Below are 23,111 nucleotides of genomic sequence, written 5' to 3'. Positions count from 1 at the left end.
TATAATCAGGACAAGCCCCATCATCACAGGCAAGGGCACCGCAATGCAGTCACAACCCCATATCCTCGTCGTCGACGACGACCGCGAAATCCGCACGCTGCTCGGGCGCTATCTCGACGGCCAGGGTTTTCGCGTCTCGGTGGCGGCCGACCGGCGCGAATGCGAGCAGAAGCTCGCCTCGGGCCAGTTCGACCTGACGGTGCTCGACGTCATGCTGCCGGACGGTTCGGGGCTCGACATCTGCCGCGGCTTGCGCGACCGCAAGCCGCATATACCCGTCATCCTGCTGACGGCGCTGAAGGAGGATGTCGACCGCATCATCGGGCTGGAGCTCGGCGCCGACGACTATCTCGGCAAGCCGTTCAACCCGCGCGAACTCACCGCCCGCATCCGGGCGGTGCTCAGGCGCTCGGCACCCGAGGAAGCCGCCACCGCGCCCCCTCCCCGAGCTTACCGCTTCGCCAGCTACAGGTTGGAGCCGGACACCCGCAAGGTGACGGATGCGCAAGGCGCGGCCGTCGACCTCACCGGCGCCGAGTTCGACCTGTTGCAGGTCTTCCTCGACCGTCCCGGCCGGCTCTTGTCGCGCGACCAGTTGCTGGACCTCACCCAAGGCCGCGAGCGCGACCCGCTCGAACGCTCGGTCGACGTGCTGATGAGCCGGCTGCGCCGTAAATTCGCCGACGCCGGCGACGGCCCGCTGTTCAAGACGGTGCGCAATGGCGGCTACCAGTTCACCGCGCGCGTCGAGACGGTGGAGGCGCAGGCGTGAACTCGCTGCGCCGTCGCCTCATCATGCTGCTGGTCGCCTCGATCGTCGGCGTCGTCGGCCTGGCGACCGCCGCCGTCATCAGCGTGCGCGGCGGCGGGCCGCCGCCGGAACTCGTCGTGCCCTGGGTTGCCCAGCAGATGGAGCTGGTGGTGCGGCTGCTGCCCGGCCCGATCCCCGACGTGCTGCAGGTGCAATTCAGCGACCGACCGGCCGATGGCAAGGTCGACCGGCCGGAGACGGCGATGCTCAACGATCTGCTGCGCCGCCGTGGCTTCGACGTCCTGGCCGTCGTCAGTGACAAGCCGGATGAACCCGGCCAGCGTGCCTCCATGCGCCTGCCCGACAGCCGCTGGGCAATCCTGGAAATCGCCCATATCGATCCGCCCAAGCGCGAATGGCTGGTCCTGGCCGGCTGGATCTCGCTGATCGTGGCCGGCGCCACCGCCGTCTCGGTCTATTTCACCTCGGTGCTGATCAGGCCGGTCGAGATGCTGGAGGCCGCCGTCTCCAAGATCGGCTCGGACGGCGTGCTGGCGGCGGTGCCGGAAGTCGGCTCCGCCGAGGTCAAGGCCACCGCGCATGCGCTGAACCAGCTCTCGTCCAGGCTGAAAACCGCCATGGAAAGCCGCATGCGGCTGGTCGCCGCCGCCGGCCACGACCTGCGCACGCCGATGACGCGCATGCGGCTGCGCGCCGAATTCCTCGACGAGGACCGCGACAAGTGGCTGCACGACCTCGACGAGTTGGACCGCATCGCCGACAGCGCCATCCGCCTGGTCCGCGAGGAGGTCAACCAGGACGCCGTCGAGCCGCTGGACCTGGAAAAGATGGTACGCGATATCGAGGCCGAAATGGCCACGCTCGGCCATTCCGTCTCGCTCGGCCATCTCGACAAGGTTTCGGTACGCGCCGGCGCGCTCGGCCTGCGCCGCGCGCTGCGGAACCTGATCGTCAACGCCGCCACCCACGGCAAGGCCTGCACCATCGCGCTCGACCTCGCCGACGGGCGCGCCGTGATGACCATTGCCGATACCGGTCCCGGCATTCCGCCCGACCTCATCAACAAGGCCTTCGAGCCCTTCTTCCGCGTCGACCCCGGCCGCCAGCAATTCATCCCCGGCGCCGGCCTGGGCCTCGCTATCGCCAAGGAGATCATCGAGCGCTATGGCGGCACCGTGACGCTGGAGAACCGCAGTGGTGGTGGATTGGCGCAGACGGTGGTGTTTGCGGCGGTGTGAGGAGGTGTAAAAAACAATGTCAGCGGGGCACGCCCCCCTCTGGCCTGCCGGCCATCTCCCCCTCTTGGGGGGAGATTGGCTGTCATCTCGGCTTTCGCCAACCACCAACGTTGCAGGAATGGGCAAGGCGCGCCGCCGATCTCCCCCCTTGAGGGGGAGATGTCCGGCAGGACAGAGGGGGGCGCCTGGCGCCAGCCTGGCAGAACCTGATCCTCGCCCACGAATGTACTCAGGCGGAAGACGAAAGCTGGCTCGAAGAGCGTTGGCCGCGATAGATTCGCGCCCTTCCTCTCTCCCGTCGATCGGGGGAGAGGAACGGGCTGGCTGGGAAAGCTTCGCGACCGTCCCTTTTACCCCGCTATCGCCAGCGGAACCGCGCTCTTGTTGGGGATCTGGATGTCGATTTCCAAGGTCGACATGGTCTCGCCGCGGTCCATCGAGACCTGGAGATAGTCCTGGTCGATCTGCACGTGCTTGGCGATGACGGCCATGATTTCCTCGCGCAGGATGGAGACGAGGTCGGGCTGGCCGCGGCTGGCGCGCTCATAGGCGAGCAGCACCTGCAGCCGCTCGCGCGCCACCGGGGCGCTGGAGCGCCGCCTGAAGAGGTCGAAAACGTTCATGCCGCCCTCCTTCCGAGCAGACGGTCGAGGAAACCCTTGCGTTCGAAGGGAACCACCACCGGCAGGTCCTCGCCTTCCAGCCGCCGTGCCGCTTCGAGATAGGCCTTGGCGGCGCTGTTGAGCGGATCCGTCAGGGTCACCGGCGAGCCGAGGTTGGAGGCGCGCAGCACATCCTGGCTTTCCGGGATGATGCCGAGCAGCGGCACCGACAGGATTTCCAGCACGTCGTCGATCGACAGCATTTCGCCGCGCGCGGCCCGCGCCGCGTCGTAGCGGGTGACGAGCACGTGCTTAGCGATCTGCTCGCCCTGTTCGGCGCGCATGGTGCGGGCGTCGAGCAGGCCGATGATACGGTCGGAATCGCGTACCGACGACACTTCCGGATTGGTGACGATGACCGCCTCATCGGCAAAGCGCATGGCGAGCTGCGCGCCGCGCTCGATGCCGGCCGGGCTGTCGCAGAAGACATAGTCGAACACGGAGCGCAGCTTGTCGATCACCTCGCCGACGCCGTCCTCGGTCAGCGCGTCCTTGTCACGCGTCTGCGAGGCCGGCAGCAGGAACAGCGTGTCGACGCGCTTGTCGCGGATCAGCGCCTGCGACAGCTTGGCCGTGCCCTGGATGACGTTGACGAGATCGAACACGACGCGCCGCTCGGCGCCCATGATCAGGTCGAGATTCCTGAGGCCGACGTCGAAATCGACCAGCGCCACCTTCTTGCCGGTCTTGGCGACAGCGGCCCCAAGTGCGGCCGTCGAGGTGGTCTTGCCGACGCCCCCCTTGCCCGATGTGACGACCACTACCTTGCCCATGGAAAAAGCCTCCGTTGCCTGTTTTCGTTTGTTGTGCCGCGCGCCGCGCGGCTTTTGTCAGAGCCTGCCATCATGCCATCCCAAACCGGTCCGAGGCTTGCGCGCGGTCCCCCGCGCCTGTCAGGGCCGGAACCATGAAGCCGGTCGCCACCATCGGGCCGCCCCTAGTTCAGCGGCACGACGGCGAGCATGTCGCCTTCGAGGAAGGCCTGCACCGCCTTGCCGCGCGAGACGCCTTCCATCTCCTCGGCCGTCGTGTACCAGCCATCGACCGAAATCAGCTCCGCCTCGTTGCGGCGGCAGAAGATGCGCGCCGACCTGTTGCCTTGCGAACCGGCGATGGCGCGGCCGCGCAGCGTGCCATAGACATGGATCGAGCCCGCCGCGATGATCTCGGAGCCGGACGCCACCGAGCCCAGCACGATGACATCGCCATGCGGATGGAAGATCGACTGGCCCGAGCGGATCGGCGACTTGACCATCAGCGTGCCGGCCTGCACGGCCTCAGCCGCGCCGGTGTCCTGACCAGCCTTGGCCGCCCTGCCCTTGCCCGCCTCGATTTTGATTTCGGCGGTCTTGCCCTCGTCGGACTTGCCGGTATCCTTGCCGGGTTCGGAAAACACCGTCTCCAGTTTGCCGGTCTCGTCAGCCGCCTCCGCCTTGCCCTTGCGGCCCGAAAGCAGCCCGTCCGACGTCGCCTCCTTGGCGCCGGTCAGAAGCGGCGGCAGGTCGAGCCCGAGCGAAGCGCCTTCGAGCTCGATCGCATAGACCCGGATGCCGCGCGCGCCGAGCGAAGCGACTAGCAGCCCGATGTCGGCGACATCGGGCTTCAGCACGTTCAAATCGAGAACCACCGGCCGCCCGGCAAAATAGCCCGGCGAATTGCCGATCCAATGATCCAGTCCCTCCAGCCAAGCCGAAATCGGCGCCTCCGGCGCCAGCGTGAAGGCGACGAAGGAGCGGGCGCGAAAACGAATGGATTTGGTCTCCAGGGGGGCGGCAAAGGTCACGGCTGGCGAATCCTTACTGAGAGGTAAACGCTAGGGGGTTAATGGTTAACGAATGGTTAACGGGGGCGCGACGCTGGCGCGAGAAATTGGGAGGTCGGCTAAGCGCCCTCCAAAGATCGACGAACAAGCGGTTCCCCCAACCGCGGCCTTCAGCGGCGACGCGAAGCTGATCGAATGGCTGCGACCAAATGGGCATCTTCGAAAGGTTTGCTTATCAATGCCACGTCGTGAGGGCGATCCGAGATCTTCTCGGCATCGGCGTAGCCCGTGACGATGAGCGCCGGCCAGTCCGCGCGCAGGCTTCGGGCGAAGCGGATGACGTCGATGCCCGAAATGAGCGGCATGGCAAAGTCTGTCACGATGACATCGAAGCGCTCCGGTTCCTTTTCGATGGCGGCCAGGGCCTGGGCGCCGCCGGAAAACGCCGTCACGTCGAAACCCGATTGCCGCAGCGACATCGCCGTCAACTCCCGCAGCGACTGACTGTCGTCGACGAGCAGAACGGTCGGCAACTGTTCCTCGGCCGTAGCCGGGAGATCCGTGCCGGCATTTTTGGCGGCGCTGACTTCGAAAACGGGTTCATCCCTGGCAGCGACGTCCTGCATCTCGCGTGAGCGGGGCAGCCAAAGCTCCATGGTGGTGCCGTGGCCAAGCTCGCTGTCTATCCTGAGCGTGCCACCGGACTGCTTGGCGAAACCATAGACAGTGCTGAGGCCAAGGCCCGTGCCCTTCCCGATCGGCTTTGTCGTGAAGAACGGTTCGATCACCTTGCTGATGACATCCGCGGCGATACCTGTCCCGGTGTCCTCGACCGCAAGCCTGACATAGTCGCCCGCGGCCAGCCCCTGCCCGGTGTGGCCGATGCTGCGATTGTGAGCCCTGACGCAGATTGTCCCGCCCGAAGGCATCGCGTCGCGGGCATTGAAGACTAGGTTCATCAAGGCAAGCTCGAGCTGCGCCGGGTCCGCATGAACCGGCCATATATCCTCACCGATATGCCAGTCGAAGCGCACCAAGCCGCCCAGAATCGGCGCCACCAGGCCGGTCATCGTGTCTCCCAGGCTCGACATCCGCACGGCAACCGGTTTCAGTTCCTGGCGCCTTGAAAAGGCAAGCATGCGCTGGATGAGATCCTTGCCCTGCGAAGCGGAGCGGCGCGTCATCTCGAGAACCTGGGCCGCCTTGGCGTCGAGGGCCACTTGCCTTTCGAGCAGGCTCAGCCCGGACAGGATCGCCGCAAGCAGATTGTTGAAATCGTGAGCAAGTCCGCCGGTCAGCTTGCCGATTGCATCGAGCCGCTGCGATTGCAGCAATTGGCTTTCCAGATGGCGCTGCTCGGTGATGTCCTGCATGGTGCCCAGCAGTTCGAGCCCGGCGCCATCCCTGGCGACCACACCCTGGTCGAGGAATATCCGGTATTCCTCATTGGCGCATCGCCAGCGGAACTCGCACGCATAAGAGCCGGTGTCGTGGGCGGCCGAAAGCGATCTTGTCACCGCGTCGCGATCGGCGGGATGGACCCGGCTGATGCCGAAATCGGGATCAGCCATAAACCGGTCCGGAGAAAATCCCGTTAGCCGGTCGACCCCTTTGGAAACGTAGCTTGCGGCGAATGGCGCCTCGGCCGCTCGGGCGTGAAAACAAATCGGCAGCGAGGCGAGGATCGTCTCCTGCCGGGCCTCGGAATGCCGCAGCGCCCGCTCGGCATCGAGTTTGTCGGAGGTCGCCTTCAGCGCCCGCTCGAGCAGCAGTTGCTCCCTGGCCGCATTCCGTTCGATTTCCCTCGTCTTTTCATAGAGATCGACGAAGACCATGACCTTGGACCGCAGCATCGCCGGGTCGAATGGCTTGAACAGATAATCCACCGCGCCGGCGTCATAGCCGCGCAACATATGCGCCTCTTCCTTGTTGATGGCGGTCAGGAAGATGATCGGTGTGGCGTTCGAGCGTTCGCGCCTCCGGATCAGCGAGGCTGTTTCGTAACCGTCGAGACCAGGCATCAGCACATCCAGCAGAATGACGGCGAAGTCGTCCTTGAGCAGAAAACGCAGCGCCTCGTCGCCCGACTGGGCGCAAATCACCTGCCCCACTCCGTCAAGCGCCTCCTCTATGGCAAGGAGATTTCGCGCGTCGTCGTCGACGGCCAGAACGCGAACCGGCCCAAGGTTTTCGAACGGTTCGCTGCTTTCTGCTTCCATCGCGGCCATAGACTAAATCCGCCGAGGCGCGATCAGATTGCGGTCGTCGCCGTCTGCCCGCGATGTTCCCGAGCGCGAGCGCGAGCGGCCGACCCATACCCGCAGCAGGGCGAGGAGCAGGTCGAGGTCGACGGGCTTGGCGATGTAGTCGGACGCGCCGGCGTCCAGGCATTTCTGGCGATCTCCTTTCATCGCTTTGGCCGTGACGGAAATCAGCGGAATGTGCGCGATCTCCGGCTGCGAGCGGATCCGGCGCATTGTTTCGTACCCGTCCATCTCGGGCATCATGATATCGATCAGGGCGACATCGACATCCGGCGCCTCTTCAAGCATGGCTATGCCGTCCCGCCCCCGCTCGGCATGCCGCACCTCTATGCCGTAGGTCTCCAGAACGCTGGTCAGCGAATAGATGTTGCGAATGTCATCGTCGACGATCAGAACCTTGGCCCCGGCCAGATCGGCGTTGTCGAGTTGCTCGGAAGCAAGGGGGCCCTTGTCGGGCCTGTCGCCTGGAAGGGCCGCGGACATCAACAACCCAAGCTGGGCAAAGTTGTCGGCGCGCGGAACATCGCTGAGCGGCGGATGCAAGGCGACCTGCTGTTGAAAGGCGTCCGGATGGGGCGTGAAGAAGAGCAGGCGCGGGACGAAATCGCCGAACTGGGACATGATCTCGTCGAGCATCTGGGAGTTGTCCTTGGCCGAACGGCCGAATCCGAACACGACGGCGTCATAACCGGCGATACCACCCCCGTCCGCATTGGCCGCGACGCGGCCGATGGCGGTGACCGACGTGACGCCGTCGCGAATGGCTTCGACCAGCGCCAGGCGACGCTCGGGATCCGGATCGGCGACCAGGACATTGCGTTGTGTCCTGAGCGTCCTTGACTGAATGTCGTCGAAGACACGCGAAAGTTCGCCGGCGGACACCGGCTTGCTGGAAACGCTTGCGGCGCCTCGGCGCATCAGAAGCTCGATGTCTTCGGCGCCGGAGATAACGTGGATGGGTATATTCCTGGTCTTCGCATCGTGACGTAAAAGGTCGAAAAGAACCCAGCCATCAATGTCCGAGAGGCCGAGATCCAGCGTGATCGCATCGGGCATGAGCTTGCGTGTAAGCGCAAGCGTTCCCGAGCCCGCAGTGGAAAGCACGCCTTTCAAACCGGCCGATCGCGCAAGACCAAGCAGCAGCCCGCCAAAAGTCGGGTCGTCCTCCACGATCAGCACCACCCTGTCCGACGGATCGATCGCGTCACGATCGTCGGCGAGTTCCGGCGTTCCTGTCGTGGCAGCGGCCGTAACGGACCCGGCGGCCGGCGAATGCTCGATTTGCGGTGCAAGACTGCTGCTGCGCGGACCGTCGAAGGGAATGACAAGCGTGAAGGTCGATCCCGTCCCAGGCTGGCTTTCGACGCGCAACTCGCCGCCGAGCAGGCGGGCGATCTCCCGGCTGATCGAGAGGCCGAGCCCGGTGCCGCCATATTTGCGGCTGGTCGTGCCGTCGGCCTGTTGAAACGCCTCGAAGATCAGCTTTTGCTTGTCTTCCGGAATGCCGATGCCCGTGTCGGTGACAGCGATTGCCAGCGCCTGCGGCGGTGCCGCCGCGCCGTTTGCGCGGCCGGTCCGCTCTGCATGGATGCTGAGCGTCACGTCGCCTTGGGAGGTGAACTTGAAAGCGTTGGACAAAAGATTGAGGACGATCTGCTGCAGCCGTTTTTCGTCCGTACGGATCGTCTCGGGCAGGATCTGATCGATCTTGATCGTAAACCCAAGGCCCTTGTCGGCCGCGAGCTGCCGGAAGGTTCGCTCCATATGCTGGCGCAGATGCGCAAGCGGCATGTCGTTGAGCTCGATCGAAACCGTGCCGGATTCGATTTTCGAAAGATCCAGTATGTCATTGATGAGGCTGAGCAGATCCGTGCCCGCCGAGTTGATCGTGCGAGCGAACTCGATCTGCTTGTCGTTCAAATTGCCCTGCTGGTTGGTGGCGAGCAAATTGGACAGGATCAGCAGCGAGTTCAGCGGCGTCCTCAGCTCGTGGCTCATATTCGCCAGGAATTCGGATTTGTACTTGGAGGTCAGCGCCAGCTGTTCCGCCTTCTCCTCGAGGGCCCGTCTGGCCATTTCGATCTCGAGATTCTTGTTCTCGACCTGTTTTTTCTCGTTCTCGAGGAGCTGCGCCTTCTCCTGCAATTCCTCGTTGGTGGCGTGAAGCTCTTCCTGTTTCTTGGTGAGCTCGGTCTGGCGCGACTGCAGTTCGGACGTCAGAAGCTGTGACTGCTTGAGAAGCCCTTCGGTGCGCATGGTCGCGGCGATCGTGTTGAGCACGATGCCGACCGACTCCATCAGTTGCTCGAGGAACAGGCGATGCGTGTCGCTGAAGCGGCTGAACGAAGCGAGTTCGATGACCGCCTTGACCTCTTCCTCGAACAATGCCGGCAGAACGATGGCGCTGGCCGGCGGCGCTTCGCCAAGGCCCGAGGTGATGCGCAGGAAGCTCGAAGGAACCTCGTCGAGCATGATCGCCCGTTTGTCGGCCGCGCTTTGACCGATCAGGCCTTCGCGGAAGTCCACACGTTGGCGGATCTTGGCTTTGCCCTCGGCGGCGTAGGACGCGGCCAGTTCCAGATAGGATTCTTCCTCGTCGCGATTGGTCACGTAGAAAACGCCATACTGCGCGTTCACCAGCGGCGCGAGCTCCGAGATGATCATGCGCGACACCGTGGCCAGATCGCGCTCGCCTTGCAGCATGCGCGAGAACCGCGCGAGGTTGGTTTTCAGCCAATCCTGCTCCGCATTCTTGAGCGTCTGATCCTTCAGGTTGCGGATCATTTCGTTGATGTTGTCCTTGAGCGCCGCGACCTCCCCGGAAGCCTGGACGCTGATGGAACGGGTAAGATCGCCCTTGGTGACCGCGGTCGACACCTCGGCGATGGCCCGCACCTGGGTGGTCAGGTTCGCCGCCAGCTGATTGACGTTGTCGGTCAGGTCGCGCCAAAGACCGGCTGCGCCCGGCACCCTGGCCTGGCCGCCGAGCTTGCCTTCGATACCGACCTCGCGTGCGACGTTGGTCACCTGATCGGCGAAGGTCGCCAGCGTCTCGATCATGCCGTTGATGGTGTCCGCCAGGGACGCGATCTCGCCCTTGGCATCCACGGCGAGTTTGCGCTTGAGATTTCCCTGTGCCACGGCGGTGACGACATCGGCGATGCCACGCACCTGGTTGGTCAGGTTGGTCGCCATGAGGTTGACGTTGTCGGTCAGGTCCTTCCAGGTGCCGGCCACGCCCTCGACCTGTGCCTGGCCGCCGAGCTTGCCCTCGGTGCCGACCTCGCGCGCCACACGCGTCACCTCGCCGGCAAAGGAGTTGAGCTGGTCGACCATGGTGTTGATGGTGGACTTCAACTCAAGGATCTCGCCCTTGACGTCGACGGTGATCTTTTTCGACAGATCGCCTCGCGCCACCGCCGTCGTCACATCGGCGATGTTGCGGACCTGGCCGGTAAGATTCTCGGCCATCGAGTTGACGTTGTCGGTCAAGTCCTTCCAGGTGCCGGCGACACCGCGCACCTGTGCCTGGCCGCCAAGCTTCCCCTCGGTCCCGACTTCGCGCGCCACACGCGTCACTTCCGAGGCGAAGGAGTTGAGCTGGTCCACCATCGTGTTGATGGTGTCCTTGAGTTCGAGGATTTCGCCGCGAACGTCGACGGTGATCTTTTTCGACAGGTCGCCCAGCGCAACGGCGGTCGTCACTTCGGCGATGTTGCGGACCTGGCCCGTCAAATTGGCGGCCATGGCGTTGACGTTGTCCGTCAGGTCCTTCCAGGTGCCCGCGACACCGCGGACCTGTGCCTGGCCGCCAAGCTTGCCGTCCGACCCCACTTCGCGGGCGACGCGCGTCACCTCGGAGGCGAAGGAGTTCAGTTGGTCCACCATCGTGTTGATGACGTCCTTGATCTGCAGAATCTCTCCCAGCGCATCGACGGTGATTTTCTGCGTCAGATCGCCGGTCGCGATCGCGGTCGCGACCTTGGAGACGTCGCGCAGCTGCACGGTCAGGTTGCCGGCCATGGCATTGACGTTGTCGGTCAGGTCCTTCCAGGTGCCGCCGACCCCCTCGACATGGGCCTGGCCGCCGAGTTTTCCCTCGGAACCCACTTCGCGGGCGACGCGCGTGACCTCGGAGGCGAAGGAGTTGAGCTGGTCCACCATCGTGTTGACGGTGTTCTTGAGCTCCAGGATTTCGCCCTTGACGTCGACCGTGATCTTCTTGGAGAGATCACCGCGCGCAACGGCCGTCGTCACATCTGCAATGTTGCGCACCTGGCCGGTGAGATTGGCCGCCATCAGATTGACGTTGTCCGTCAGGTCCTTCCAGGTGCCGCCAACGCCACGGACTTCTGCCTGGCCGCCGAGCTTGCCCTCGGTGCCGACTTCGCGCGCGACGCGCGTCACCTCCGAGGCGAAGGAATTCAGCTGATCCACCATCGTGTTGATGGTGTTCTTGAGCTCCAGAATCTCGCCTTTCACGTCGACCGTGATCTTCTTGGACAGATCGCCCAGAGCCACCGCGGTGGTGACTTCGGCGATGTTGCGCACCTGGCCGGTCAGGTTGGCCGCCATTGAATTGACGTTGTCGGTCAGATCCTTCCAGGTTCCGGCGACACCCCGCACCTGCGCCTGGCCACCGAGCTTTCCCTCCGTGCCGACCTCGCGCGCCACGCGCGTCACCTCGCCGGCAAAGGAGTTGAGCTGGTCGACCATCGTGTTGATGGTCGATTTCAGCTCCAGAATCTCCCCCTTCACGTCGACGGTGATCTTCTTCGACAGGTCGCCGAGCGCCACGGCGGTGGTCACATCGGCGATATTGCGGACCTGGCCGGTCAAATTGGCGGCCATCAGGTTCACGCTGTCCGTCAAATCCTTCCAGGTGCCACCGACGCCCTCGACGCGGGCTTGGCCGCCGAGCTTCCCCTCGGTCCCGACTTCGCGCGCGACGCGCGTCACCTCGCCGGCAAAGGAATTGAGCTGGTCGACCATGGTGTTGATGGTCGATTTCAGCTCCAGGATCTCGCCCTTGACGTCGACGGTGATCTTCTTTGACAAGTCTCCCGAAGCGACGGCCGTGGTCACCTCCGCGATGTTGCGCACCTGGCTCGTCAGGTTGGTCGCCATCGCGTTCACATTGTCGGTCAGGTCCTTCCAGGTGCCCGCCACACCCTTGACCCGCGCCTGGCCGCCAAGCTTGCCCTCGGTGCCGACCTCGCGCGCCACGCGAGTCACTTCCGAGGTGAACGAGGCGAGCTGCTCGACCATTGTGTTGACGATCTTGCCGATCCGCAGGAATTCGCCACGCAGCGGCCTGCCGTCGATCTCCACCATCATGGTCTGGGACAGATCCCCCTTGGCGACGGCGCCGATGACCCTGGCGACCTCGGCGGTCGGCTGCACCATGTCCTCGATCAGGTCGTTGACCGAACGGACACTGGATTCCCAGCTGCCTTTGGCGTTCCTGACATGGCCGCGCTCGCTGATGCGCCCATCTTTGCCAACCACCCGGCTCAGCCGCGCGAACTCGCGCGTCACCTGGTCATTGAGTTCGACAATTTGATTGAACGTGTCCGCGATCTCGCCACTCAACCCATCATAGACGTTTTCGATGCGAACGGAGAAATCGCCGTTTCGAAAGGCTTTGAGAGCGTTGAGGATTTGCCGAGAGTCCAGTTGTTCCTTTGGTAACCGAGATACGGCCAAAAACCCCTCCACGCGAACCCCAAGCCCAGATCAAGCCGAAGCCCCTAACGCGTGGCCATTTATTTTGTTCCATATAGCTTGCGAGCGCTGAAGATGACGACGCGCTTTGCTGCCATCCCTAAGAGCACGAAGGAGGCCGGTTGGCCCATGGCGGTTCCGGCTCTGTCTACCGCTATGCAACAGCGGCCCCTCAATGCCGCTTGAAATACTGCACCTCCCGTTCATGCTTCTCCGCGGCCTCGCGGTTATCGAACGTGCCCAAATTCCGGCGCTTGCCCGTCTTCTCGTCCTTCTTGCGCGAATAAAGCCGGTATTTTCCGTCCTTCAATTTCCTGATCATTTTTCGCTCCCCTGGAAAGGACGAAGGGCCCGGTCGGGCCCTTCTCGCTTTCAGTCCTGATGCTCGGGCATTTGTTTCAGCTGGTCCTTGGTCCAGCTGGTCACGGCGTGGATGTCGCCGTCCTCGTCGCGCATGAAATCGAGTTCGCTGGCCAGCACGGCCACCGGCTTGGCGCCGATGCCGAGGAAGCCGCCGACATCGATGACGACCTGGCTGCCGTGCACATGGTCGACCGAGCCGATCTTCTCGTCATCGGGGCCGTAGATGGTGGCGCCTTCGAGCTCGTCCTGGGTCAGTTCGGCGTCGGTCAGCCTGACGTGATTGCTGTGGTCCATGGTTTCGCATCTCCTGTGGTTGGGACAGGAGGAACCTGCGAGCGGGACAAGGGTTCCGACATTGTCTGGGACGACGGGGCAGATGACCAGGGATAGAGCTCTACGGCGGCAGGCATACGTCCGGGCTGGCCGGCTCGATGAATCATCGAGCCGCGCCAACGCGTTGTTTCGAAAGGCTTGCGCGATCAGCGCCCGCGCTTCGCCTTGAGCCCGCGCGCGGCGTCCTCGATCGCGGCCCGGTCGGTGCCCAGGCGGTCGATCAACTGCTGCGCCTCGTCGCCCGATATGCCGGTGCGCATGGCAATATCCTCGGCCGTCAGCACGTCGGTGCTGGCGATCTCGCCTGTCGGGGAGAGCCTTGTTTGCGGCAGCGCGTCGTCCGCCGTCAGCGGCAGGGCGGCCTCCCGGTCGATCTCCATCTCAGCCTGGTGCCAGTGCCGGTCATGGTCGCCATGGCCACCGCCTTCGCGCTGCCAGATCTCGTAGGCGCGGTCGCGGATCTTGTCATCGCGGTCGTCGTTCATGTCGGTTCTCCCTTTTGTGAGGGAGGAACGCCGCGCCGGTGCGAACGATCCAAAAAATCTGCGTGATTGTCGGGAGCACGAGATGCGCCCTCAGACGCGCCCACAGGCGCTACTCGCACTGGCGCCTGGGTCCGCCGGAATAGGGCTGGTAGCTGTTGTCTTCAGGCCGGTAGGAGCGATAGCGGCTGAAGCAGGACTCGACATGATCGGCGGAGAGCCCCGTCGCGGCGACCAGCGGCGCATCGCCGCCTTGGACATAGCTGACCTCGGTCGACGCCGGCGCGGCCTGGTCGGCGGCACCGGCGTCGAGATAGGGCGAGACGCATGGGCGCTGCTGGCCGCTATAGGACATGTAGCTGTTGTCGTTCGGATTGTAGGAGCGGTAGCGGTTCGCGCACCATTTGACGTGGGAAGCCGGCAATTCGGCAGACGGCAGCCCGGCCTGCTCGTCGTCCGCCGAGGGCGGCACCGCGCCGGTCACGGTCGGGTCCGGGGTTCCCTGCGCCCTGGCGGCGGCCTCGGGCGCTGCCACGGCCGGTATGCGTTCCAGCGTCTGCGCCGCCTTGTCCACCGGCCGGGCGCTCCTGGTCCACAACTCCGCGACGCTGGCCGCGGGCCTGATTTCATGCGCGGGCTTGGCGGCAATCAGCCAGGCCGCGAAGACCAGCCCGCTGGCGAAGACCGCAAGGGTCAGCACGAAGCCGCCGACCAGTCCCAATACCGCTTTCATGTCACGCTCCTTGAGCCCCCACTAATAGAATGCGGAGCATCAAGGCTGGTTCCAGGCAAGCGAGCAGTAACCGGAGGCAAGGTCGCGGCCGCTTCAAACCGGCAGCCTCACGGCAAACTGGTTCTCCACCGCCAGCAGCGCCGCCACCATCTCCTTGTCGCGCCGGCGCTGCAGCAAATAGCCGGCCAACAGCCGGTCCAGCGAGAACCTGCCCGCACCCGCGGCAGCCAGCACGAACATGCCGCCGGCAATGGCGAAATCCTTTTCGAAATGCAGCAATTCGTTCTGGCTGGCGAAGTTGGTGTGAAACAGCATGGCCGTCGCCAGGCAGAAAAGGCCGAGCCCGACGGCGCCGAGCCGCGTCAGCAGGCCTGTCGCGATGGAAAGCCCCGCCCCCAATTGCAGCGCCACGGTGGCGATGACCAGCGGCAGGCCGACGCCAAGAGCCGCCATCGCCTTGGCCGCGGCGTCGAAATGAGCGGCGAGTGTGACGCCTTCATGCAGGAAGATGAGGGCAAGCAGCAGGCGGCCGACGAGCAGGGCCGCGTCCCTGACATAGGGCTTGGTGGCGAGGGCGTGCAGCTTCTCGATGATTTCGGTCGGTATCATGGTCAGGCTCCAATTTTGTTCGCAATCAAGCCGCACTCACCGTGGGACGCGCGGCGCTTGCCGGTTGTGATGTCTGAAAAGGCCGGAGCCGGCTCGAGGGAGAGCGCCGGCTCCGGCAATGGGCGCCAGCCACGAGCGCCCGAACTTTGGGTGACGGGGTTGAGGTTGGCGCCAAGGCCCCCTCATCCGACCGCTTCGCGGCCACCTTCTCCCCGCCGGGGAGAAGAGGCAGAGGCAGACTCGGTGCCCTCCTCTCCCCTCGGGGAGAGGTCGGATTGCCCCGAATTGCTCTTTGCAATTCGGCCTTGGCAATCCGGGTGAGGGGGAACTTGCGCCCCGCCCTACTTCGTCACCTTGGTGTCGATGGCCTTCTGCAAATCGGCAAGCTCGTCGCAGCCGGCGGGGCACAGTTTTTGCAGCGATGCCAGTTGCTCCCGCGCCTTGGCCATGTCGCCGGTCTCGACATAGAGCTCGCCCAGATATTCGCGGGCGGCCTTGTGGTCGGGTTTCAGCTCCAGCGCCTTGTTGTAGTAGGTCAGCGCGGTGGCGAAATCGCCGGTCTTGCGCAGCGTGAAGCCGAGCAGATTGTAGACATCGGCCTGCTGGTTGTCCTGCGCGAGATCACGCAAATCCGCCAGCGCGCCCTTATAATCCTTGGCGTCGATCTTGGCCTTGACGGCGGTGAGGTCGGGCGCGTCCGCGCCCTCGATGTCATCGACCGCGTAGGCCGGCATGATTGACACGACGGGAACCACGGTCAGCACGGCGACGGCGCCGAGCAGGCCGAACAGGGCATTTCTGCCCAAGAAAAATTGTTTCATTGTCTGTCTCGCTTGTCTCGATTGGGAGCCGACGCTCAGATTTCGACTGGGGTGAAGCCATAGGCATTGCCGTCCTTGACGAAGACGCCAGTGCCCGGGAACGGGAAGTGCGAACCGGAAATGCGGATGTTGTCGGCGATCACCCGGTCGATGATCCTGTGGCGCGTGGCGATGGCCGTCGGCCCATCCTGGTCGTAGCTGCCCTGCCATTCCGGATGCGGCGCCAGCAAAGCCGGCACATACATGGTGTCGGCCGAGATCATCAGCTGCTCCTTGCCGGAGTTGGCGAGATACACCGAATGGCCCGGCGTGTGGCCGGGTGCGGCGATGATCTGGATGCCGGGCGCGACCTCGGCGCCGTCCTCGACCAGCTTCCAGTTCTTCCATTTCGGAAAATTCTCGGCGATGCGCTTGCCCGCCGGCTTGCGGCCTTCGGGCAGCTTCGCCAGCCGGCTCGGATCGGTCCACCAATTGTATTCCGTGGCGTTGACGATCAGCTCGGCATTGGGGAACACCGGCGTGTTGGTGCCCTTTTCCATCAGGCCCCAGACATGGTCGGGGTGGAAATGCGAGATCAGGATGGTGTCGATCGCCTTGTAGTCGATGCCGGCGGCGGCCATGTTGGCCGGCAGATGCGTGGCGTTGGCCTGCCACTGGCCGACGCCCGAGCCCGCATCCATCATGATCAGCCTGCCGCCCATCTTCAGCACCACGACGGTGAGCGGAATGGGCATGAAGTCGGTGGCCAGGCCCGCCTTGGCGAGCGCGGCCTTGGTGTCGTCGATGGAAACGTCCTTGATGAAGGCCGGGTCGTGCGGCTTCTTCCAGATGCCGTCATAGATGGCGGTCACCTCGATATCGCCGACCGTATACCTGTAGAAGCCGACGGCCGGCTCCACCGGCGTCTGCGCGAAGGCTGGCCGGGTGAATTCGAGCTTGCCGGCAAGGCCGAAAGCGGCAGCAGCAGCGGCTGATCCAAGCAGTGTGCGGCGTGTCATGCTGAACATGGGTATTCTCCCTGTGAGGTTGCGTGGCGGAGAGGTGACGGAGAGCCACGCCACATGGCTCCCCGTCCTGATTGCGGGTGGGGTCCAGATCTCGAGGGTGGTCCGGACCCTGAACTCAGCGGCCCCAGATGCCCTGGCCGGGTTCATCCGCATCGGATTTCGTCGTTGCCCGCACACCGTGCCGGACCTTGTCCGGCTTGGCAGTCGAGGCGGTATGGGTGTTGTCGATGGGGGCGGCCGCCGGGTTGACGGTGCGGTCGCCAAAATGGTCGCTACCGGCAAAGGCGGAACTCGAGGCAAGCACCATCGCGGCCACGCTGAGAGCGAGCTTGGTCATTTCAGTAAATCCTTGTTTTGTTTCTTCGCGTCGCGGGCCGGATTGGCCCCGCTGATGACAAGACCCGGCAGGGGCGTGCTTTATTCCCGAGGGGCGTGAGATTTTTTAAGAAGGCCACAAAACCGGCCGCCAGCGGCCATGCGGAAGCCCGCTCAGACACAATCCAGAAACATAATTCAACAGTTCGGAAAAACTGCTGAAAAGATCGGATGGCATAACCCTCCCTCAACGGCCGGGAATCGGCCGTCGCACAGGCGCACGGGTATGGGCAATGCAACGAGGTTCGAACAGATGGATGGGTGCCCGGCACGGCGCTCGCCGCCGGTCGTGCCGAGGCGATGCGCCCGCCCCGCGCCATGCTCCCGAACATGTGAAGACGGAGCGGCCTGTTCCCTGATAACCGCGCGGCCAAAGAGCCGTCGGTTATCGCCGGTCCGGATCGCGGAAGCTTCCGTTTTGGAAGCTTCGGTCATTCCACCTCCATCAACACGGATCAAATTGCAGCGGCGCCACAGCCGACGATGCCTGCCGGCGGCGGCATGATCGGCGATTTCATTAGGACGAGAAAGTTTTGAAAATGGATCACGGTATCGATATTGCCGAACTGGACAGGGAAACGGCACGATCGGGCGGCGAGCCCGAGGCGCGCGCCGACATCGTCGGTTCGCTTGCAAGAATTGCCTCCACGACGACGGCGCGCGGCCAGGTCCTGACCGGCGCGGACTTCGCGCGGGCGGGCCAGCCGGACGAGCGGCTCGACAAGGTGTTCGAGCAGCTCGCCGAAACATTCGCCACCTTGCCGGCGGTGATCTCCGAGGGCCGCGTCTGGACCTATCGGGAGCTGGACAGCCGCGCCAACCAGTTCGCCCGCCTGCTGGTCAAGCGCGGCGTGCGGCCGGGCGACCGCGTCGGGCTCATTCTCGACCGCTCGGCGGAAACCTATGTCGCCCTGCTCGCCGTGACGAAGGCGGGCGCCGCCTTCGTGCCGCTGGCCACCGCCTTCCCGCAGGAGCGCATGGCGCTCATCATCGAGGACGCAAGCGTCAGTCTGGTCGTCACCATCGCCACCTATGCATCGCGGGCCGGCGAGCTGCCGGTTCCGCATCTGCTGATCGACAGCGCGGCGGGCGAAATATCGACCCAGTCCGGCGCGCCGCTGAAGCCGCACAAGGCGCCGGCCGCAAGCGACGACATCTGCTACATCCTCTATACATCGGGCACGACAGGCAGGCCCAAGGGCGTGGCTATCCGCCACCAGAGCTTCGTCAACTTCATTCGCGTCGCCGCCGCGTCCTACGGCTACAAGCCGGGCGACCGCGTCTACCAGGGCATGACCATCGCCTTCGACTTTTCCTCCGAGGAGATCTGGGTGCCCTTCGTCGCCGGCGCGACCGTCGTGCCGGCACCCGGCCAGATGCCGCTGGTCGGCGAGGAACTCGCCGATTTCCTGCGCCATCACGACATCACCTGCATGGCCTGCAGCCCGACGCTTCTGTCGTCCATCACTTCAGATGTGCCCAGCCTGCGCACGCTGCTGGTCGGCGGCGAAGCCTGTCCGCACAATCTGGTGGTACGCTGGTCGAAGCCCGGCCGGCAGATCCTCAACACCTATGGCCCGACCGAGGCGACCGTCACGGCAACCATGGGTGCGCTGACGCCCGACCGGCCGGTGACGATCGGCGCGCCGCTGCCCACCTATTCGATCGCCATTCTCGATCCCGTGTTGCCACAACTGGCCGACCCCGGTGAACTGGGCGAGATCGGCATCGCCGGCATCGGCCTCGCCGTCGGCTATCTCAACCGGCCGGACCTCACCGAACAGAAATTCATCGCCGATTTCCTCGGCCTGCCGAACAACCCGTCGAAGCGCATCTATCGCACCGGCGACCTTGGCCGGATCAACGATGCCGGCGAGATCGAATATGCCGGGCGCATCGACACACAGGTGAAGATCCGCGGCTATCGCATTGAACTGGGCGAGATCGAGGCCGTGCTGCTCGACCAGCCCGAGATCGCGCAGGCCGCCGTCACCACCTGGGAGATCGAGCCCGGCCGCGTCGAGCTCGTTGCCTATTACGCGCCCAAGGCCGGCCAACCGGCGCTCTCGCGCGCCGACCTTGCCCAGACGATGAAGCGGCGGCTGCCGGACTACATGGTGCCCTCCTATCTGGAGGAACTGCCTGTCATCCCGATGACGGTCTCCAACAAGGTCGACCTTCGCCAGCTGCCCAAGCCGACCAGCGTCCGGCTCTCGGCCGACCGCGCCATGGTTGCGCCCGCCAATGACGACGAGCGTTTCCTGGCCGAGGCACTATGCGCCGTGCTGAAGTTCGACGACGTGTCGGTCGAGGACAATTTCTTCGACGATCTCGGCGCCAACTCGCTGCTGATGGCGCATTTCTGCGCCCGCGTGCGCACCCGCAAGGAATGGGCGACGACGTCCATGCGCGACATCTATCTCTATCCCACCGTGGCGCGCCTGGCCAAGCACCTCAGCGTATCGGAAGAGATGACGACGGCGATCAATGAGCCCGTTCTCACCCGCCGGGCCTCCAACCTCGTCTACTGGACCTGCGGCGCGGCACAGCTCTTGTTCTACGCGCTCTACAGTTATGTGGCGCTGTGGGCGATCAATGGCGGCCTCAACTGGGTCTATGACGCGCTCGACGAGCCGCTGCAGCTCTACATCAGGTGCGTGGTACTCTCGGGCGGCGTGTTCTTCGGCATGTCGGGCTTTGCCGTCGTCGCCAAATGGGTGCTTGTCGGCCGCTGGAAGGCGGAAGCGTTCCCGATCTGGGGCCTGCGCTACTATCGCTTCTGGGTCGTCAAGACCTTGATCCGCTCCGCGCCGGTCGTCCTGTTCCGGGGCAGCCCGCTCTACAGCCTGTACCTGCAGCTGCTCGGCACCAGGATCGGCAAGAACGTGGTCATCGAATCCCGCGCCGTGCCCGTGTGCACGGACCTGATTTCGATCGGCGACCGAACCATCCTGCGCAAGGAATCGCTGATCCTCGGCTATCGCGCCCAGGCCGGCTATATCCACACCGGGCCGTTGACCATCGGCAGCGATGCCTTCGTCGGCGTCGGCTCTACGCTCGACATCGACACCGCGATCGGCGATGGCGGCCAGCTCGGCCATTCCTCCTCGCTGCAGCGCGGACAAAGCATCCCGGACGGCGAACACTGGCATGGATCGCCGGCGGTGCCGACCACGGCGGACTATTGCAAGGTGCGCAATGTCAACCCTCCCCGTATCAGGCGCTTCCTCTACGAGGCCGTGCAGTTGATCGGGCTGTTTGCCATCGTCACCCCGCTGCCACTTCTGTTCCACAGCTATTGGGAGAATGTCGGCGACGACTATCAGGAGACGATCGGCATTGTGGCGATCGGCACGACGGTCACGCTTTTTGGCTATATCGCCCTGGCCTTCCTCGCCGCCACGGTGGTGCCGCGCCTGTTCAGCCTGATCCTGAAGCCCGGCCGCACCTACACGCTTTACGGCTTCCGCTACTGGCTGCAGACGGTTGCCGAGTTCTCGAGCAATTCGCGCGTGCTGGGGCTGCTGTTCGGCGACAGCTCGGCCATCGTCCATTATATCAGGGCCATCGGCTGGAACCTGAACAAGGTGGTGCAGACCGGCTCCAATTTCGGCTCCAACCAGCAGCACGAAAACCCGCTTCTGTGCGAAATCGGCACCGAGACCATGGTGTCGGACGGGCTGTTCATGATCAACATGCACAAATCCGCTTCCGCGTTCCGGCTCGAGCCGACCCGGATCGGCGAGCGCAACTATCTCGGCAACAACATCTACTATCCGCCGGATGGGCGCACGGGCGACAACGTCCTGCTCGGCACCAAGGTGATGGTCCCGATCGACGGGCCTTTGCGCGAGAATGTCGGCCTTCTCGGCTCGCCGTCCTTCGAGATCCCGCGCATGGTGGCCCGCGACAAGGAACTCATCGCCGGCATCAACGAGGACGACCGGCAAAAGCGCATCCCGGCCAAGAACCTGCACAATCTGGTGACGATCCTGTTGTTCGTGGCGACGCAATGGGTCATGCTGTTCGCCACGCTGGCGATCTGGGACCGGGCGCTGAACTACTACACCGAATGGGCCGAGATCGCGCTCTTCGTGGCGGTGCTTTTGACGTCGGCGATCACCATTCCGTTCTACATCTTCGTCGAGCGGGCAAGCCTTGGCTTTCGCAAGCTGAAGCCGCGGATGACGACAATCTACGACGTCACCTTCTGGCGCCACGAACGCCACTGGAAGCTCGCGGATTCGCCCATCGTGCGCCTGTTCGCCGGCACGCCGTTCCGGCCGATGATCCTGCGCATGCTGGGCGTCAAGGTGGGCAGCAGGGTCTATGACGGCGGCGCCAATTTGACCGAGCGTTCGCTGGTCGAGATCGGCGACGACGTCACGCTCAACGAGGGATCGGTGATCCAGGCCCATTCGCTGGAGGAAGGCGCGTTCAAGTCCGACTTCATCCGCATCGGCGATGGCTGCACGCTCGGGCCTTCAGCCTTCGTCCACTACGGCGTCGTGATGGGCAACGGATCGATGGTCGATGCCGATTCCTTCGTGATGAAGGGCGAGGAGCTGGAGCCCAACTCCATCTGGCGCGGCAACCCGGCCAAGCTGCATCGTTTCGTCGAGCCGGTCAGCGAGGCCGCCGGGGCAACGGCGTCTTGACGGACCGCGCGCCCGGCAGCGTGGACATCCGTATCGTCCCCGTGACCAAGGCCAATCGCGCTTTGGTCACCGCCCTGCGACTGGCTCCGGAGCAGGTGGATTTCGTCGCCGGCAATGCGGACTCGCTGCGCGAAGCCAGATCCGACCGGGACGCGCGGCCCCGCGCCGTGATGGCCGGGGACCAGATCGTCGGGTTCCTCATGTACGACGCGCCGAAGGACGATGACGAGGCGCGCATCTACCGCTTCATGATCGACCGCGCCTGGCAAGGCCGGGGCTATGGCAAGGCCGCGTTGCGGGCGGTGCTGGGGGAAATCCGCGGGCTCGGCCACGTCAGGCACGTGTCGATCTGCTACGAACCGCGGAACGAGGCCGCACGGCAGCTCTATCGCGGCGCCGGTTTCGTCGAGGAAGGGCTCGACGAGGACGGCGAAATGATCGCCGATCTCATCCTTGCGGCCGCCGCTCGATGACGCCATCAGCCGGTCCGTCTTTCCCGGATTTGCCGGAGGAAATCGCCTTGGCGCGCGCCATCGCTGCCATGGCTCCAGCCGGAGTGCGCACGGGATGCCGGCTCATCCGCGAAGGCGACGAGGCCTATCTGTTGCCGGCGGAGGCGGGCTCCATCCCCGCCCGCCAGCCGGCCATGCGGCGGGCCAGCGGCGCGGCGCGATTGCTCGCGCACCGGCTGCTGGCGGATGCCGGCTTCGACGGTTTCGCCCTGCTGCGCACGGCCTCTGGCGCACCTGCCTGGCCGGACGGGATGACCGGCTCGCTCGCGCATGACGACGACATGGCCGTGGCGGCGGTCGCGCCTGTCGGCCAGATCGTCTCCCTCGGCATCGATGTCGAGCCGGCGCTGCCCCTGCCCGACGAGATTTCCGCCCTTGTTGCCATGCCCGCCGACCGGACGGGTACCGCCGACCGGCAGCTTGCCGGCCGCATCCTCTTCGCCGCCAAGGAAGCGGTCTACAAGGCCGCCTATCCGCTGGACCGCCAGGTGCTGGGCTATGAAGACATCGCGGTGAACCTCGAGACCGGCCGCGCGACGACGAGCACGGGCCGCGAAGTCAGCCTCATCTACTGCGTCGCCCCGCGTGTGGTCGTGTTGGCGTTTGTCGACGGTGACGGGGTTTAGGGTCGGCTCGACTATCCCTGCTCCACGCCCGAAGCCAGCAATCTCCGGCGTTGGCGCCGCCCCTCACTGTCCTGCCGGACATCTCTCCCCGTAAACGGCAGGGCTGTCCGGGGAAAGTATCTGGTGAATCGAAATGCCGCATGCGCATGCCCCGTGAGACGGTTGTTTTC

18 protein-coding genes are annotated in these 23,111 nt (G+C 64.5%); 5 read left to right on the top strand and 13 right to left on the bottom strand.

Annotated elements, in window-relative coordinates; translation table 11 throughout:
- Positions 1 to 43: 43 nt before the first annotated feature.
- Both LB564_RS30130 and LB564_RS30125 read left to right on the top strand, forming a co-directional pair.
- Positions 44 to 772: a response regulator gene (locus LB564_RS30130; protein ID WP_224542710.1), complete on the top strand. Its 729-nt coding sequence runs from the start codon at positions 44 to 46 to the stop codon at positions 770 to 772.
- Positions 769 to 2,010, top strand: a complete 1,242-nt coding sequence (locus LB564_RS30125; RefSeq protein ID WP_224542709.1) for a sensor histidine kinase — start codon at positions 769 to 771, stop codon at positions 2,008 to 2,010. The genes LB564_RS30130 and LB564_RS30125 overlap by 4 nt, the downstream gene beginning before the upstream one ends.
- 350 nt (positions 2,011 to 2,360) lie before the next feature.
- Here LB564_RS30125 and minE read toward each other — a convergent pair whose 3' ends face one another.
- From minE to LB564_RS30060, 13 genes are all read right to left on the bottom strand, one after another.
- Positions 2,361 to 2,633 carry a cell division topological specificity factor MinE gene (minE, locus tag LB564_RS30120; protein WP_140708723.1) on the bottom strand — a complete coding sequence of 91 codons (273 nt, stop codon included), beginning with the start codon at positions 2,631 to 2,633 and terminating at the stop codon, positions 2,361 to 2,363.
- Positions 2,630 to 3,445 (bottom strand): septum site-determining protein MinD, encoded by an 816-nt coding sequence (minD, locus tag LB564_RS30115; protein WP_140708725.1) that lies wholly within the window; start codon positions 3,443 to 3,445, stop codon positions 2,630 to 2,632. Before minD ends, minE begins: the two co-directional genes overlap by 4 nt.
- Positions 3,446 to 3,609: 164 nt before the next feature.
- Complete coding sequence (gene minC, locus LB564_RS30110) at positions 3,610 to 4,455, bottom strand: septum site-determining protein MinC (RefSeq protein ID WP_224542708.1); 846 nt, start codon at positions 4,453 to 4,455, stop codon at positions 3,610 to 3,612.
- Between the two features lie 149 nt (positions 4,456 to 4,604).
- Entirely contained in the window at positions 4,605 to 6,662 is a 2,058-nt protein-coding gene (locus LB564_RS30105) for a response regulator (RefSeq protein ID WP_224542707.1), read from the bottom strand.
- A 3-nt stretch (positions 6,663 to 6,665) separates the two neighbouring features.
- The gene (locus tag LB564_RS30100; RefSeq protein WP_224542706.1) at positions 6,666 to 12,404 is read right to left on the bottom strand and encodes a HAMP domain-containing protein; all 5,739 of its coding nucleotides are present in this window, start codon (positions 12,402 to 12,404) and stop codon (positions 6,666 to 6,668) included.
- 190 nt (positions 12,405 to 12,594) lie between these two features.
- Positions 12,595 to 12,744, bottom strand: a complete 150-nt coding sequence (locus LB564_RS30095) for a hypothetical protein (protein WP_140708733.1) — start codon at positions 12,742 to 12,744, stop codon at positions 12,595 to 12,597.
- A 50-nt stretch (positions 12,745 to 12,794) separates the two neighbouring features.
- Positions 12,795 to 13,079: a PRC-barrel domain containing protein gene (locus tag LB564_RS30090; protein ID WP_140708735.1), complete on the bottom strand. Its 285-nt coding sequence runs from the start codon at positions 13,077 to 13,079 to the stop codon at positions 12,795 to 12,797.
- Between the two features lie 185 nt (positions 13,080 to 13,264).
- Positions 13,265 to 13,603 (bottom strand): DUF2934 domain-containing protein, encoded by a 339-nt coding sequence (locus LB564_RS30085; protein WP_224542705.1) that lies wholly within the window; start codon positions 13,601 to 13,603, stop codon positions 13,265 to 13,267.
- Between the two features lie 109 nt (positions 13,604 to 13,712).
- Positions 13,713 to 14,333, bottom strand: a complete 621-nt coding sequence (locus LB564_RS30080; RefSeq protein WP_224542704.1) for a BA14K family protein — start codon at positions 14,331 to 14,333, stop codon at positions 13,713 to 13,715.
- A gap of 93 nt (positions 14,334 to 14,426) precedes the next feature.
- Entirely contained in the window at positions 14,427 to 14,942 is a 516-nt protein-coding gene (locus LB564_RS30075) for a DoxX family protein (RefSeq protein WP_224542703.1), read from the bottom strand.
- Positions 14,943 to 15,283: 341 nt separating this feature from the next.
- Positions 15,284 to 15,763 carry a tetratricopeptide repeat protein gene (locus LB564_RS30070; protein WP_224542702.1) on the bottom strand — a complete coding sequence of 160 codons (480 nt, stop codon included), beginning with the start codon at positions 15,761 to 15,763 and terminating at the stop codon, positions 15,284 to 15,286.
- A 35-nt stretch (positions 15,764 to 15,798) separates the two neighbouring features.
- Positions 15,799 to 16,770 (bottom strand): MBL fold metallo-hydrolase, encoded by a 972-nt coding sequence (locus tag LB564_RS30065; protein WP_224542701.1) that lies wholly within the window; start codon positions 16,768 to 16,770, stop codon positions 15,799 to 15,801.
- A 115-nt stretch (positions 16,771 to 16,885) separates the two neighbouring features.
- Positions 16,886 to 17,107 carry a DUF680 domain-containing protein gene (locus LB564_RS30060; RefSeq protein ID WP_224542700.1) on the bottom strand — a complete coding sequence of 74 codons (222 nt, stop codon included), beginning with the start codon at positions 17,105 to 17,107 and terminating at the stop codon, positions 16,886 to 16,888.
- 577 nt (positions 17,108 to 17,684) lie between these two features.
- Between LB564_RS30060 and LB564_RS30055 the strand changes: the two genes are divergently transcribed.
- From LB564_RS30055 to LB564_RS30045, 3 genes are read left to right on the top strand one after another with little or no spacing between them, the layout of a single operon-like run.
- Positions 17,685 to 21,803: a Pls/PosA family non-ribosomal peptide synthetase gene (locus tag LB564_RS30055; protein ID WP_224542699.1), complete on the top strand. Its 4,119-nt coding sequence runs from the start codon at positions 17,685 to 17,687 to the stop codon at positions 21,801 to 21,803.
- The gene (locus LB564_RS30050) at positions 21,800 to 22,276 is read left to right on the top strand and encodes a GNAT family N-acetyltransferase (protein ID WP_224542698.1); all 477 of its coding nucleotides are present in this window, start codon (positions 21,800 to 21,802) and stop codon (positions 22,274 to 22,276) included. The genes LB564_RS30055 and LB564_RS30050 overlap by 4 nt, the downstream gene beginning before the upstream one ends.
- Positions 22,277 to 22,323: 47 nt before the next feature.
- On the top strand, positions 22,324 to 22,941 hold the full coding sequence (locus tag LB564_RS30045; protein ID WP_224542697.1) for a 4'-phosphopantetheinyl transferase: 618 nt from the start codon (positions 22,324 to 22,326) through the stop codon (positions 22,939 to 22,941).
- Positions 22,942 to 23,111: the final 170 nt, after the last annotated feature.

The sequence above is a fragment of the Mesorhizobium sp. ES1-6 genome (assembly GCF_020164775.1).
In the GTDB taxonomy this organism is placed as follows: Bacteria; Pseudomonadota; Alphaproteobacteria; order Rhizobiales; family Rhizobiaceae; genus Mesorhizobium.
This window is presented reverse-complemented; position numbering and strand designations above follow the sequence as displayed.

Coding starts and splice junctions, on each gene's coding strand:
- LB564_RS30130 (WP_224542710.1), top strand. CDS start 44: ATGCAGTCACAACCCCATATCCTCGTCGTCGACGACGACCGCGAAATC.
- minE (WP_140708723.1), bottom strand. CDS start 2,633: ATGAACGTTTTCGACCTCTTCAGGCGGCGCTCCAGCGCCCCGGTGGCG.
- minD (WP_140708725.1), bottom strand. CDS start 3,445: ATGGGCAAGGTAGTGGTCGTCACATCGGGCAAGGGGGGCGTCGGCAAG.
- LB564_RS30105 (WP_224542707.1), bottom strand. CDS start 6,662: ATGGCCGCGATGGAAGCAGAAAGCAGCGAACCGTTCGAAAACCTTGGG.
- LB564_RS30095 (WP_140708733.1), bottom strand. CDS start 12,744: ATGATCAGGAAATTGAAGGACGGAAAATACCGGCTTTATTCGCGCAAG.
- LB564_RS30090 (WP_140708735.1), bottom strand. CDS start 13,079: ATGGACCACAGCAATCACGTCAGGCTGACCGACGCCGAACTGACCCAG.
- LB564_RS30085 (WP_224542705.1), bottom strand. CDS start 13,603: ATGAACGACGACCGCGATGACAAGATCCGCGACCGCGCCTACGAGATC.
- LB564_RS30080 (WP_224542704.1), bottom strand. CDS start 14,333: ATGAAAGCGGTATTGGGACTGGTCGGCGGCTTCGTGCTGACCCTTGCG.
- LB564_RS30075 (WP_224542703.1), bottom strand. CDS start 14,942: ATGATACCGACCGAAATCATCGAGAAGCTGCACGCCCTCGCCACCAAG.
- LB564_RS30070 (WP_224542702.1), bottom strand. CDS start 15,763: ATGAAACAATTTTTCTTGGGCAGAAATGCCCTGTTCGGCCTGCTCGGC.
- LB564_RS30065 (WP_224542701.1), bottom strand. CDS start 16,770: ATGTTCAGCATGACACGCCGCACACTGCTTGGATCAGCCGCTGCTGCT.
- LB564_RS30060 (WP_224542700.1), bottom strand. CDS start 17,107: ATGACCAAGCTCGCTCTCAGCGTGGCCGCGATGGTGCTTGCCTCGAGT.
- LB564_RS30055 (WP_224542699.1), top strand. CDS start 17,685: ATGGATCACGGTATCGATATTGCCGAACTGGACAGGGAAACGGCACGA.